This is a genomic window from Marinococcus sp. LNSP9103-4 (assembly GCF_056034345.1).
In genome coordinates this window covers 127779-140280 of sequence record NZ_JBQLIA010000001.1, presented here as the reverse complement: position 1 = coordinate 140280, position 12502 = coordinate 127779, and the positions used below count along the sequence as shown (strand labels likewise).

Below are 12502 nucleotides of genomic sequence, written 5' to 3'. Positions count from 1 at the left end.
GAGGACGATAATTATGCCATCCGCATTTGATATTTCAGATAAAATAGGCCGTGGTCTGGCCGTAGATGATTTTGTTGAACGCATGCGCCCCACTTACCGGGAGAAAATGGAGCCGTGGCAGGCTGCTTTTTCCTGGAAGCATCACCCGGAGGATAAGCTGCTCGCCCTGCAGTCACGGGATGATCTGCACTGCGCTATTCTTGTATCCGACTGGTGCGGGGATGTGCACCGGAACTTTCCGGTAATCGTGGAAGTGATGCGGAAAGCAGGTATTCCGGTGGAAGTGTTTATTCAGGAGGAACACCCGGATTTTATCGATCAATTCCGGACGCTTGGCGGCACGTCAGTGCCAAAAGTGGTAGTTTCTGATGAACACGGAAAGGTTTATTTCAGCTGGGGACCGAGGCCCGCTTTTATTCAGGAGCCGATGAAGCATTTCAAAAGTCTCGGCCTGACAGAAAATGATGAAACGTACGCAGATGAACGCTCGGCAGCATACGAAAGTATTTTTTCCAGATACGGCGATGACGCAGACTATCAGCGGCTGGTCGTATACGAACTCACCAACCTGCTCGAGCAGTGCTGAGAGCTCGTATAAAAAAGCCCGTGCCTTTTCAGGTACGGGCTTTATCTGTGCGGCGGAGCGTTGGTTCGAGCGTAAGCTCCACGTTCCCCTGAATGGCCCGGGAAATCATACAGCCTGCTTCCGCTTTTTCAATCAGCTTCTGCGCTTTTTCCATCTGTTTGTCGGAAGCGCCGGCTTCGAGGGTGATCACCGGGCGATGGATAATTTCTTTATACGTAAATACGCCGTTTGTAACATCTACGCGGCCTTCGCTCGTATGCGCCATGGAGTCGACCGGAAGCTCTGCCCGTTCAAGCATGGCACCGAGTGTGATGATGTAGCATGTAGCTGCGGCGCCCAGGAGCATTTCATCTGGATTAGTGCCAACGCCCGGTCCGTCCATTTCTTCGGGAATGGAAATATTCGTTTTCAATTGGCCGGCATCAATAGAGCCGACTGCATTGCGGCCGCCGGGCCACTCCGCCGTTAAATGGAAGTGTTCGATAGCCATAACGTATCCCTTCTTTATATAAAGTCTTTTCTTGAGGATAAAAAATAAACAAAGGAAAAGCAAAAAAAGTGCCTGCCATAGGTTTCAAATAAAAGGAAAAGGTTTATAAAAGAATATGACATGAAAGGGGAGACTTACATATGAAGAAGGTATTGCTTACGGGAGCTGCGGGTACAATCGGCACTGTGCTGAGAAACTACCTGTCAAAGCGTTTTGATCTTGTACTGACAGACACGAAAACTCCGGAGGATTTAACAAGCGAAGAAACATTCAAGGAAGCGGACATTACGAATAAAGCAGAGGTCCGCGATCTGATGCAAGGGGTGGATGCGGTCATACATCTGGGAGGAATACCGGTTGAGGTGGACTTTGAATCCATTGAGCAGGCGAATATACAAGGTACGTTTCATGTGATGGAGGCGGCGGCGGAGGCCGGCGTGGAACGGTTGATTTTTGCAAGCAGCATCCATGCGGTCGGCTTTTATCCGGCGGATGAATGGGTGAACGAAGTCTCACCAGTGCGCCCTGACACACTTTACGGGGTTAGTAAGGCTTACGGGGAAGCGCTCGGTCGTTATTATCACGACAAATTTGGTTTAAAAGGCATTGGAGTGCGCATCTGTAATTTTCAGGACCGGCCGGCATCCGAACACGATTTGGAAAACTGGTTCAGCCCCCGTGATGCAGAGCGATTATTTGAAGCAGCGCTCACGTGCTCAGTGCCTGAGTATCTGATTGTTTACGGCATTTCAAATAACACCCGGGCAAGGTTTGAAAATAAACGGGCAAAAGAGATTGGCTACGAGCCACGGGAGAATGCAGAAGACTACGCTGGTGAAGTAGAGGCAGGGAGTCATCCGAAAAAAGGAGGAGACTTTACGGCGAAGGACTTCGGAAAAGAGAATGGGAGGTAAGACGAGTGCAGGAAGCAGAATTGAAGGCCTTAGGAGGCGGAGACGCTGAAGCATACGCAGAGCTTCGGATGAAGGCCCTGGAGGAGAGCCCGGAGGCCTTTGCTTCCACCCTGGAAGAGGAAAAACAGAACCCGGATCTGGTCAGAAAATATAAAGAAAGGCTGGAAGGAAGCCGGTCTTTTACATGGGGCATAGAGGTCGGAAGCGAGCTTGCGGGTGTCATCACTCTGCTCCCGATGCAAATGCAGAAGCTTCAGCATAAAGCGACGATTCTCGCTATGTATGTAAAGCCAGTGTTCAGGGGATACGGGTTTGGAGGCAGGCTCGTAGAGGCTGCTTTGAAGCAGGCAGATAAAGACGGGGTGGAACAGGTGCAGTTAACCGTAGTGAGTAAAAATAAGCATGCGGTCCGCCTGTACGAAGCCTGCGGATTTTCTGTTTTTTCGACAGAAAAAGAAGCGATGAAAACAGAAAAAGGATACGATGACGAGCACTGGATGGTTTGCTTTTTAAAAAAATAAAAAATGTTTAAAGTTCCATAGTTTTCCACTTCAGCTTTCCGTATAATAAATAATATTATTTATTATCTTAAAGTTTAAAAGGAAAGGAAGTGAAAGCATGGGATCCTGGAAAGCATATCGGTTTCCGGTAATTATGCTTATTGCTATTATCATTGGAAGCATAGCGGGTTTTATTTGGGGCGAAGACGCCATGGTGGTTCAGCCTCTCGGTGATTTATTTTTAAATATGATGTTTACTATTGTAGTACCATTGGTGTTTTTTTCTATTGCTTCAGCCGTAGCGGTCATGGATTCGGTGAAGCGGCTTGGTCGTATTCTGGGTTCAATGATGATTGTTTTTATAATAACCGGCATTATTTCTTCCTGCCTTATGCTGGCGGCTGTTGTAGTTTTTCCGCCTGCAGAAAACGTAAGTGTAAGCGAAGAGCAGCCATCTCAGCAGGAGGAAGAGGGCTCGTTTGCTGATCAGCTTGTAGAGACATTCACAGTTTCTGATTTTATAGACATCTTTTCAACTGAAAATATGCTCGCTCTTATTGTTTTTGCGATGCTTGTCGGCGTAGCTACAGGTTTATCGGGGGAAGCTGGAAAGCCCTTTGCACGGTTTTTACAGAGCGGGTCGGAAGTATTTATGAAAATAGTGGCTCTGGTTCTTTATTACGCCCCAATTGGGCTAGGTGCTTATTTTGCAGCTCTGGTAGGGGAATACGGCCCACAATTGATCGGAGAATACGCTAAAGCAGTAGCAGTTTATTACCCGGTAGCTATTTTGTATTTTATTCTTGGTTTTTCTTTTTATGCCTGGGTGGCCGGAGGAAAGCAGGGATTCAGCCGCTTTTGGAAAAATATCTTTGCACCGGCGGTAACTTCACTTGGTACAGCCAGCAGCGTAGCATCTCTGCCGGTGAACTTAAACGCAGCCAGAAATGCCGGAGTACCTAAAGATATAAGAGAAACGATACTTCCTATCGGAGCTACCATACATATGGATGGTTCCTGCTTATCAGCTATATTAAAAATAGCTTTTGTATTCGGTGTTTTTCAAATGGAATTTACCGGGTTAGATACATATTTAACTGCGATCGGCATTGCGCTGCTCAGTGGAATGGTGATGAGCGGGGTGCCCGGCGGAGGGTTTATTGGAGAAATTATGATTATTACGCTCTACGGCCTGCCTATTGAAGCCCTGCCTATTATTACTGCTATCGGGATTGTTGTTGATCCTCCTGCGACAACTGTAAACGTTGCGGGTGATAACGTTTCAAGTATGCTTGTAGCAAGGTATTTGGAAGGTAAAAATTGGATGAATGTTCACTTCTAGACTCGGTTTTCCTTTGCGTTCTATCGGGAAGAACCAAGCAGGAGGGATAACAATGAAAATTCAAGCAGCGGTAGTCAGTGAACAAGCTGGCGCCATTCAGCATACAGAAGCAGAACTCGATGAACCGAAAACAGGAGAAGTGAGAGTGAAAATTGCTGCAGCCGGTATTTGTCATACCGACCTCGGCGTGCAGCAGCAGGAGATTCCGACGCCGCTTCCGATTGCTTTAGGGCATGAAGGAGCAGGTGTGGTGGAGAAGGTCGGCGATGGGGTCGAGGATGTAGAGCCCGGCGATCATGTGGTTATCACATTTTCGCACTGCGGAACATGCCGTAACTGCCTGGAAGGACATCCAGGGGCATGTGAAAATTTTAATGCCCTGAATTTTGGCGGCACCATGAACGACGGCACCCGGCGTCTTCACAGTGAAGACAGTGAAGTGTCTTCTTTGTTCGGCCAGGGGTCACTTGCCACCTACGCTGTGACACCTGTCAATAATGTAGTAAAAGTCCGTCGAGACGTAGATATCCGTCTGCTCGGTCCTTTAGCCTGCGGGGTTCAGACTGGTGCAGGCACAGTTCTCAGCCGTTTGAACGTAGGCGTTGGCGATACGATCGTCGTTTTTGGCTGCGGAGGAGTCGGCATGAGTGCCGTTATGGCGGCCCACCTCGCCGGCGCCCTGCAGGTCATCGCTGTCGACGTTAATGAAGAGCGTCTGGAGCTTGCGAAAGAACTCGGAGCTACGAATACGATCAATGGTAAAAAGGAAGATGTGGTTGAAAAAGTGAAGGAATGGACCGATGGCGGGGCCGATTATGCGCTTGAATCCACCGGAGTGGCGGCCCTGGCAAAACAGGCGATGGAGGTGCTCCGTTATAAAGGGGAGTCGGCCGTCGTCGGTGCTGGCGCAGATACCGAATTTCACGTGCATCAGAACTTCATCGTGCCAAACGCCACTATGTCAGGTGTCGTAGAGGGAGACGTCGTGCCGAAGCTGTTTATTCCGATGCTTGTGGAATATTACAAGCAGGGCAAATTTCCTTTTGATAAATTGATTACCATGTATCCATTTGAAGATCTGGAGCAGGCCCTTGAAGATATGAAAGCGGGCAAAACGATCAAACCAGTAATTACATTTGAATAGCAGGTGGAAGCTGCGCATATTTGCGCGGCTTCTTCTTAATGTAAAAAGGGAGGTTTCACATGGAACGGATAGCGATTGATATGGATGAAGTCACGGTAAATACGCTGCCAACGCTGCTACATAGATTTAACAGTGATTACGGATACAGTGTTACAGCTGAGGATCTTAGAGGGATGAAGCTGGAGGCTCTGCACCCGGAGCTTCATGATGAGATTAAAGCTTATTTCTACGAGCCGTCTTTTTTTCGTCATCTGCAGGTCATGGACGGTGCGCCGGAGGTAATCGGGCAGCTTGCCAAACAATATGAAGTGTTTATTACAACAGCAGCTATGGAATTCCCGCCCTCGTTTGCGGCAAAATACGAGTGGCTGAAAGATAATTTATCTTTTTTGGGAGACATGAATTTTGTATTCTGTGGCGATAAAAGCATCATTCATGCAGATTATTTGATAGATGATAATGCCAGACACTTTGAACGCTTTGCCGGCAAAGGAATTTTATATACCGCTCCTCACAACGTTTATGATACGGCTCATACAAGAGTTGATCACTGGGAAGACATCCGGCGCTATTTTTTAACCTAAAGACTCCCTTGTTCTGAAATTGAGAATCAAAATGACAGCAGGAAGAAAAGCAGAGAAAGGTTGTTGTACAATGAAAAAGAATGTAGAGTAAACCAATATGAAAAGCGATCGTAGGAGAGAGAAGTATGCAGAATAAACAGACAGAAGAAAGGCTGCGGCAGCGGGGGCAGCATCTATCAACAGCACAGCTTGCCCTGCTGTTTGCCGGAATCATCATGCTCGCAGTCAATCTCCGGCCGGCGTTAACAAGCGTCGGTCCGTTAATTCCGTTAATCCGGGAAGATATTTCGCTGACAAGAGGGACGGCTGGTTTGATTACAACTCTGTCACTGCTGACGTTTGCGGTAGTTTCGCCGGTGGCGCCAAAAATCGGAGCAAAAATCGGGCACCAGCGGGCTTTAATGGTTGGTGTTATCGTACTCATTGTGGGCATTGTTATGCGCTACGTCCCCGAAGCCTTGTTTTTGTTTGCCGGCAGTCTGCTTGTCGGAGCGGGCATTGCGATGCTCAATGTGCTCCTCCCGGGTGTCATTAAAGAGTCCTTTCCGCATAATGTCGGCGTGATGACCAGTATTTATACGACTACGATGGTATTAATGGCGGCAGTCGGTTCAGGAGTTTCGGTGCCGCTTGCGGCCAGCGCCGGCCTGGGATGGCAGTGGTCGCTCCTGTTCTGGGTCGTTCCCGCGGCAGCAGCAGTATTGTGCTGGGGATTTGTGCTGAAAAACAGGCAGCTGCAGATGCCGGGCCGCGTGAGAGCGGTGGAGCGAAGCAGGCCCGAAGGCTCAATTTGGAAGTCTCCGCTCGCCTGGCAGGTAACGTTATTTATGGGCCTGCAGTCCATCGGATTTTACGTGACTATCACCTGGCTGCCGGATATTTTAAATAATCTTGGAAACATGTCGCTTGCAGCTGCGGGCTGGCTTGTGGCACTTATGCAGGTCGCAAGTCTTCCGGCTACCTTTTTAACGCCAATTCTTGCCGGCAGGTTCCGTAATCAGCAGGGTATTATTTCCGTGATCGGTGTGGTGGCGGTGCTCGGCCTGGTGCTGCTTATGACAAACACAGCGCCGTTTATGCTTACGATTGCGGTACTGTTCGTCGGCCTTGCACAGGGCGGAAGCATCAGCCTGGCGCTTGCTTTGTTGAGCATTCGTGCTTCCACTCCGCAGCGGGCAGCAGATTTATCGGGCATGGCCCAGTCGGTGGGTTATTTTATGGCTGCCCTTGGACCCATTCTGGTAGGTGCTTCCTTTGATGCCTGGGAAACATGGATGCCTGCGCTGCTTATTTTAATGATTGTATCCGTTCTGCAGGTGGGAGCCGGTATGGGAGCCGGCCGTAACAAAGAAGTATAAACAGAGAAGGCTTTCCGAAATGGAAAGCCTTCTTTATGTATTGCAGATGTGTAAAATATACGTATGCGGGGTATCATTGTCCATGAAACAAAAAGAAAGGGGGCAATATGATGGATACGATTTCTATTGTTGCTGTTGTTTCATTGGCAGCTGCCTTTATTTCTACGGCAATCGTGATCGTGGATGTCCGGAGAAATCCGCAGCCAATGATGGTTATGAATATTGTATGGCCGCTGACCGTGCTGTATTCGGGACCACTGGGACTGTTTTTCTATTATTATATCGGACGTAAAGGGCATGGTGATAAGCCGATGTGGCAGTCAACGGTCGCCTCCACCAGTCATTGCGGCGCCGGATGTGCGCTTGGAGATATTATAGGTATTCCCATCGTTGTGGCTTTAGGGTGGACGATTGCAGGAACCAGGCTGTTCGCTGACTATATCGTGGAATTTATACTGGCCTATACGTTCGGGATTTTCTTTCAGCTGGCGTCTATCCTGCCGATGAATGAACAGATGAGCAAAAGCCATGGCATCAAACAAGCCGCCAAAGCGGATACACTCTCGCTTGTTGCTTATCAGATCGGTATGTTTGGTTTTATGGCTTTAGTTCATTTTGTGTTCTTTGCGGCTCCGCCAAGCCCGGCCGGCCCAACATTCTGGTTTATGATGCAGATTGCGATGGTTATCGGATTTTTAACCAGCTATCCGGTGAACTGGTGGCTCGTCGACAAAGGCATCAAGCACGCGATGTAAACAGAAGCAGAAGGCTGTATGGTCTTCTGCTTTTTTTATGCAGATTTTGTCAGCTGAGACGGGGGATATGATAAGCTTAATTCATATAAATAATGCAGCGAAACATAAAAGGAGAGAGAGTCATGCCGGCACGGTTAGCGTATCTGCTAGTCCTGGCAGGGGCAGCATTGTGGGGCACAACGGGGTTGTTTGTGCAAAACTTATATACATATGGATTTACGCCGTGGGAGGTCGTAGGCATCCGTCTGATTTTTTCAGCGGTTATTATTACCCTGTTTTTGAGTATTGTGGAGAGAAGCCTGCTTCGCATCCGTTGGCAGGATCTGCCGCTGTTTGTCGGCACTGGTATTATCAGTATTGCTTTTTTTAACTTTTTCTTCTTCTCGGTGATGGAGGTGTCCGGCATCTCTCTTGCGGTAGTGATGCTTTACACGGGGCCGTTGTTTGTGGCCGTTATTGCCAGGTTTGTTTTTAAGGAAATGCTGACGACAGGGAAAATAGCGGCGCTTGTGATTATGATTACCGGGTGCATGTACGCGGTCGGACTGATTCCTCTTGGGTCGGACAGTGTCGCCGCAGCGGCCGTTTTGTTCGGTGTTGCTTCTGGTTTCTTTTACGCGCTCTACAGTATTTTTGGAAAGTTTTTAAGTGGCCGGTATCATCCGCTTACGATCACGACCTATTCCATGATCCTCGGCGGCCTGTTTTTGCTGCCGACAAGCCGCCTGTGGGAAAAGGCGGAGGCTTTTACGGAACCGGGGGTATGGTGGAACGGCATTGGGCTTGCGGTGGCAGCTACAACGATAGCTTATGTAGCATATACAGCCGGTCTGGCCCATGTGGAATCATCAAGGGCTTCCATCCTTTCGATTATCGAGCCGGTGGTGGCGATCGTCATCGGTGTAGCTGTTTTTGGTGATTCCTTTACGCTCTGGCAGACCTTCGGCATTGTGCTCGTCTTTGTGGCAATTATTGCTACGGTTTACGGGGATACGCTGCTCGGCAAAATGCTGGGGAAAGCATCCTTAAACCGTCAGTCTTAAATAGAATCTAAATATACTACACGAGGAGGTAAAGTGTATGAACATACGGGTAATGGAATGGTTTACGGGAAAGCCGGAGGACATATCAGCCGAAAAGGAAAAGCCAGTATTTTCGGCTATTAATAAAACAAAGCGATTCGAAGATTCCCTGTATTTATCGGAGACCGGCCTGGATGGAGATGAGCAGGCAGACAAAAAGAGCCACGGGGGGCCGGAGAAAGCAGTTTGCGTGTATCCGTGGGAGCATTACGCGTATTGGAGCAGAACGCTCGAAGACGCTCTTCCGCACGGAGGGTTTGGGGAAAACCTGACGGTTCAGAACGGTGTCGAGGAGGATGTGATGATCGGCGACGTTTTCCGCTGGGGAGAAGCAGTTGTGGAAATCAGCCAGCCGCGGGAGCCCTGCTATAAAATTGCGAAACGCCACGGTATCAAAAAGCTGCCCCTCTATGTTCGTGACACCAGTTATTCCGGCTATTACATGCGGGTGCGCCAGGCAGGAACCGTAGAAAAAAATCAGCCGCTGCACCTCGAAACGAGAACCACGTCCTTAAGTGTTGCTAGCGTGAACCGGATCACCTACCATTCAGAAGATCCGGCCGAAGTTGAAAAAGCGCTGGAGTGTGCCGCTCTTTCAGAAGAATGGAAAAAGTCCCTGTATAAAAAGCTGGATAAACTGAAAAATAAGCACTGAGCCATAAAGGCCAGTGCTTATTTTGTCGCAGAAGGGACGTCGGCGCTGATTCGTTCAGCATGGGCATAAACGTTAAAGGTAGAGCCGCGGATAAACCCGACAGCCGTGATATTTAAATCATCTGCAAGGCGGATTGCAAGGTTTGTCGGAGCGGATTTGGATAAAATAATACCCATGCCCATTTTGGCTGCTTTAGTCAGCACCTCGGAGCTTAAGCGCCCGCTGAAAACAAGTACTTTGTCGCGTACCTGGATGCCGTTCATCAGACAGTACCCGTACAGCTTATCGAGCGCGTTGTGCCGGCCAATGTCAGAGCGGTCAACGATAATGCCGTCTGTATCGCAAATGGCAGCATTATGGACTCCGCCGGTGTTCTTAAACACGACGCTGTTGTCCTGCATTTCCTTCATAAACCCGAGACACTGCTCAGGTGTGAGCGTGCGTTTGGTAACAGCTGTTTTCGCTGTCTGGACATCGCTTTGAAAATAAAACTGGCGGCTCTTGCCACAGCAGGAACCAATCACCCGCTTTGAGTAAAAAGAAGCTTCCTTTACCCGGTTGGAGTTGATGGAAACGTAGGCAAAGCCCAGGTCATCGTCAAGAGAAACCGATTCAATCTCCCGGTAAAATAAGATGACTCCTTCAGATGCGAGAAACCCGACGACGAGCTCCTCCACGTGGGTGGGGGTGCATACAAGTGTTGCGAACTCTTCATCGTTTACGACAATCGTCATTGGCTTTTCCAGTGCAACCTGATCTTCTGCTGTGTAAAGCCCCTCTTCCGGCGAATAGGAGACGATAGGCTGAAGGGCGGTGGAACGGTCCGGCATATTGGTACCCCTTTCAAAATCCGTGCCCGGCACGAGGTAGAGTTTATAACATTATATTTTTATCGTACCACGTAATACGGTATATACAGAAAAAAATGCACAAAAAACCTGCATCTTCTAAAAAGATGCAGGCCGAACGGATTGGAATTATCGCTTTTTGCCCCAGACTTTTAAATTTTTCAGCCATGGGATGCTGTCATTATAAAAGACCGGATCGAGCCCCTGCTTGCGCTGATCCATGTAGTTTTTGAGGGCAGCGGCAGCTATATGACCGAGCAGCGCGATCGCTATAAGGTTGACGACTGCCATTAAGCCCATAAACAGGTCTGCCATCGCCCACACAAGCTCGAGGCCGCTGGCTGCTCCAAGAAGAACGAACAGCAGGAAGCAGACACGGAAAATTTGGACGTATCTGCGTTTTGGAGAGATGAATTCCACGTTTACTTCCCCGTAGTAATAGTTCCCGAGCAGGGAGCTGAAAGCAAAGAAAAAGATCGCAAGAGAGACGAATGTCTGTGCCCAGTCCCCTAAGTGAAAGGCGAGTGCCTGCTGGGTCAGCTGGATGCCTTCAATATTTGCCCCGGCATCAGCGTACGTACCGGAAAGCAAAATGATGAACGCTGTCGCGCTGCATATAATAAGCGTATCGGTCAGAACACCAAGAGACTGAACGAGTCCCTGCTTGACCGGGTGGCTTACATACGTTGTTGCGGCCGCGTTCGGTGCACTACCCATACCGGCTTCGTTGGAGAAGAGCCCGCGCTGGATACCAAGCATGAGAGCACCGCCAATTGTGCCTCCGGCGACCTCACGAATTCCGAAGGCCTGACCGAAAATAAGACCGAATACCTGCGGTACGTCTGCGATGTTAATAATCATAATGATAACGGCTACAATTACATACAGCGAAGCAAAAATTGGCACAATAATTTCGGCTACGACAGCGATACGCCGGACCCCGCCGTAAATAATAACGCCAATTAAAAGCATAATGGCGATCCCGACATAAACTGTTGGAATATTATAAGCACCGTTGAACGCCTGGGCGATCGTGTTGGTTTGCACGCCATTGAAAATAAAACCAAAACAAAGGGTAATCAAAACAGCGAAAATAATACCGAGCCAGCGGGCGTTCAATGCCTGCTCCATGTAATAGGCCGGACCGCCGCGGAAGCCGTCTTTATCCTTTACTTTATACATCTGTGCAAGCGTACTTTCCACAAACCCGGTAGCAGCACCGATAATAGCGATGACCCACATCCAGAAGATTGCACCAGGACCGCCGGCACTGATGGCAAGGGCTACCCCGGCAAGGTTCCCGGTACCGACACGGGCAGCGGTACTGATCGCAAATGCCTGAAACGCTGTAGTACCCTTGCGTTCCCTAAAGCCTGAGCGATCAGTGCCCTCTTTAAATAAAAGTACAACCATCTCTTTGAGCAGCCTGAACTGCACAAAGCCGGTGCGGATGGTGAAATAAACGCCTAAAATAAGTAAGAGTGCGATTAGCAGGTAACTCCAGATCACGTCACTGAGAGACCCTACAAGGTTATAAAACCATGTATCAGCTGTTAACCAATTTCCCATATGTATCCTCCTTCAATTAAGGTTGCATCTATTATACATTTTTCAGAGGCGCTCGGACACTGTTTTCAAGGAATTCCTGTAAAGGAATACAAGAAAAAACATAAATTACTTATCAATGGATGCCACGCAGTTTTCCAAATGTGTTTTTAGGATGCGCAGGGATTTTTGTTTGATTTTAGAGACAGCCTGCTGGGACACGTTCATCGTCTGGGCTGTCTCCGCCGTTGTCGATCCTTCAACAAACAAAGCGTATAACACCGCTTGCTCCTTCTCAGGACGCTGTTGAATAATTTCATAAAGCTCCGGATTTTCAATATGTGCGGAAAGTTTGACGGAAAAGCTCCGGGCCTGATCTGCAAAAGAAACAGCAGGAAGGAGCGTCTGAGATGTTTCTTCCCCTGTATCAACAGCAAGTGGAAACCGGTCCCGTTGCTTTCTTTCCCGCTTGTCATAGTGAACCGCTGCCCAGTAAATTGTTTTTTGCATGAAGACCTGCTTTTTCACATCGAGAAAAAAGGTGCGGAAGGCCTCGTCGAGCTTGTCTGTATACCCGTGTTCCCAGAAGTATTGATGTTCGGAGATGTCTAAAAATTGCTGAATGAGCTTTTGCTGATGAAAGGTCGCGGTCAATATGAATTCCTCCTTGTATGTTATATGTATAAAAGGCATCTTCTG

The 12502-nt window shown here is 48.6% G+C and carries 14 protein-coding genes; 10 read left to right on the top strand and 4 right to left on the bottom strand.

Annotated features, from left to right (window positions below):
• Positions 1-13: 13 nt before the first annotated feature.
• The gene (locus ACTRXG_RS00705; protein ID WP_474283565.1) at positions 14-586 is read left to right on the top strand and encodes a thioredoxin family protein; all 573 of its coding nucleotides are present in this window, start codon (positions 14-16) and stop codon (positions 584-586) included.
• Between the two features lie 28 nt (positions 587-614).
• On the opposite strand, the gene ACTRXG_RS00700 is transcribed toward ACTRXG_RS00705, so the two are convergent.
• A complete protein-coding gene (locus ACTRXG_RS00700) occupies positions 615-1076 on the bottom strand; it encodes an OsmC family protein (protein ID WP_474261050.1) in 462 nt (153 codons plus the stop codon).
• A gap of 140 nt (positions 1077-1216) precedes the next feature.
• Between ACTRXG_RS00700 and ACTRXG_RS00695 the strand changes: the two genes are divergently transcribed.
• From ACTRXG_RS00695 to ACTRXG_RS00655, 9 genes are all read left to right on the top strand, one after another.
• A complete protein-coding gene (locus tag ACTRXG_RS00695) occupies positions 1217-1990 on the top strand; it encodes an NAD-dependent epimerase/dehydratase family protein (RefSeq protein ID WP_474283563.1) in 774 nt (257 codons plus the stop codon).
• Between the two features lie 5 nt (positions 1991-1995).
• Positions 1996-2511: an N-acetyltransferase family protein gene (locus ACTRXG_RS00690; protein ID WP_474283561.1), complete on the top strand. Its 516-nt coding sequence runs from the start codon at positions 1996-1998 to the stop codon at positions 2509-2511.
• Positions 2512-2608: 97 nt separating this feature from the next.
• Positions 2609-3832, top strand: a complete 1224-nt coding sequence (locus ACTRXG_RS00685) for a dicarboxylate/amino acid:cation symporter (protein ID WP_474281124.1) — start codon at positions 2609-2611, stop codon at positions 3830-3832.
• Positions 3833-3884: 52 nt separating this feature from the next.
• The gene (locus tag ACTRXG_RS00680; RefSeq protein WP_474283559.1) at positions 3885-4976 is read left to right on the top strand and encodes an NAD(P)-dependent alcohol dehydrogenase; all 1092 of its coding nucleotides are present in this window, start codon (positions 3885-3887) and stop codon (positions 4974-4976) included.
• Between the two features lie 59 nt (positions 4977-5035).
• Positions 5036-5560: a 5' nucleotidase, NT5C type gene (locus tag ACTRXG_RS00675; RefSeq protein ID WP_474261055.1), complete on the top strand. Its 525-nt coding sequence runs from the start codon at positions 5036-5038 to the stop codon at positions 5558-5560.
• Positions 5561-5685: 125 nt separating this feature from the next.
• Positions 5686-6918, top strand: a complete 1233-nt coding sequence (locus ACTRXG_RS00670) for a CynX/NimT family MFS transporter (protein ID WP_474283557.1) — start codon at positions 5686-5688, stop codon at positions 6916-6918.
• Positions 6919-7025: 107 nt separating this feature from the next.
• Positions 7026-7673 carry a DUF4396 domain-containing protein gene (locus ACTRXG_RS00665; RefSeq protein ID WP_474283555.1) on the top strand — a complete coding sequence of 216 codons (648 nt, stop codon included), beginning with the start codon at positions 7026-7028 and terminating at the stop codon, positions 7671-7673.
• A 122-nt stretch (positions 7674-7795) separates the two neighbouring features.
• Entirely contained in the window at positions 7796-8716 is a 921-nt protein-coding gene (locus ACTRXG_RS00660) for a DMT family transporter (RefSeq protein ID WP_474283553.1), read from the top strand.
• Positions 8717-8753: 37 nt separating this feature from the next.
• Entirely contained in the window at positions 8754-9410 is a 657-nt protein-coding gene (locus tag ACTRXG_RS00655) for an MOSC domain-containing protein (RefSeq protein ID WP_474283551.1), read from the top strand.
• A 17-nt stretch (positions 9411-9427) separates the two neighbouring features.
• Here ACTRXG_RS00655 and fdhD read toward each other — a convergent pair whose 3' ends face one another.
• The 3 genes from fdhD to ACTRXG_RS00640 form a co-directional block, all read right to left on the bottom strand.
• The gene (gene fdhD, locus ACTRXG_RS00650) at positions 9428-10240 is read right to left on the bottom strand and encodes a formate dehydrogenase accessory sulfurtransferase FdhD (RefSeq protein ID WP_474261061.1); all 813 of its coding nucleotides are present in this window, start codon (positions 10238-10240) and stop codon (positions 9428-9430) included.
• 147 nt (positions 10241-10387) lie between these two features.
• Positions 10388-11827: an alanine/glycine:cation symporter family protein gene (locus ACTRXG_RS00645; RefSeq protein WP_474283549.1), complete on the bottom strand. Its 1440-nt coding sequence runs from the start codon at positions 11825-11827 to the stop codon at positions 10388-10390.
• A gap of 105 nt (positions 11828-11932) precedes the next feature.
• Positions 11933-12457: a sigma-70 family RNA polymerase sigma factor gene (locus ACTRXG_RS00640; protein ID WP_474283547.1), complete on the bottom strand. Its 525-nt coding sequence runs from the start codon at positions 12455-12457 to the stop codon at positions 11933-11935.
• Positions 12458-12502: the final 45 nt, after the last annotated feature.

Excerpts from the sequence above, each read along its gene's own strand:
- ACTRXG_RS00705 (WP_474283565.1), top strand. The coding sequence starts at position 14 with ATGCCATCCGCATTTGATATTTCAGATAAAATAGGCCGTGGTCTGGCC.
- ACTRXG_RS00700 (WP_474261050.1), bottom strand. The coding sequence starts at position 1,076 with ATGGCTATCGAACACTTCCATTTAACGGCGGAGTGGCCCGGCGGCCGC.
- ACTRXG_RS00695 (WP_474283563.1), top strand. The coding sequence starts at position 1,217 with ATGAAGAAGGTATTGCTTACGGGAGCTGCGGGTACAATCGGCACTGTG.
- ACTRXG_RS00685 (WP_474281124.1), top strand. The coding sequence starts at position 2,609 with ATGGGATCCTGGAAAGCATATCGGTTTCCGGTAATTATGCTTATTGCT.
- ACTRXG_RS00680 (WP_474283559.1), top strand. The coding sequence starts at position 3,885 with ATGAAAATTCAAGCAGCGGTAGTCAGTGAACAAGCTGGCGCCATTCAG.
- ACTRXG_RS00675 (WP_474261055.1), top strand. The coding sequence starts at position 5,036 with ATGGAACGGATAGCGATTGATATGGATGAAGTCACGGTAAATACGCTG.
- ACTRXG_RS00670 (WP_474283557.1), top strand. The coding sequence starts at position 5,686 with ATGCAGAATAAACAGACAGAAGAAAGGCTGCGGCAGCGGGGGCAGCAT.
- ACTRXG_RS00665 (WP_474283555.1), top strand. The coding sequence starts at position 7,026 with ATGATGGATACGATTTCTATTGTTGCTGTTGTTTCATTGGCAGCTGCC.
- ACTRXG_RS00660 (WP_474283553.1), top strand. The coding sequence starts at position 7,796 with ATGCCGGCACGGTTAGCGTATCTGCTAGTCCTGGCAGGGGCAGCATTG.
- ACTRXG_RS00655 (WP_474283551.1), top strand. The coding sequence starts at position 8,754 with ATGAACATACGGGTAATGGAATGGTTTACGGGAAAGCCGGAGGACATA.
- fdhD (WP_474261061.1), bottom strand. The coding sequence starts at position 10,240 with ATGCCGGACCGTTCCACCGCCCTTCAGCCTATCGTCTCCTATTCGCCG.
- ACTRXG_RS00645 (WP_474283549.1), bottom strand. The coding sequence starts at position 11,827 with ATGGGAAATTGGTTAACAGCTGATACATGGTTTTATAACCTTGTAGGG.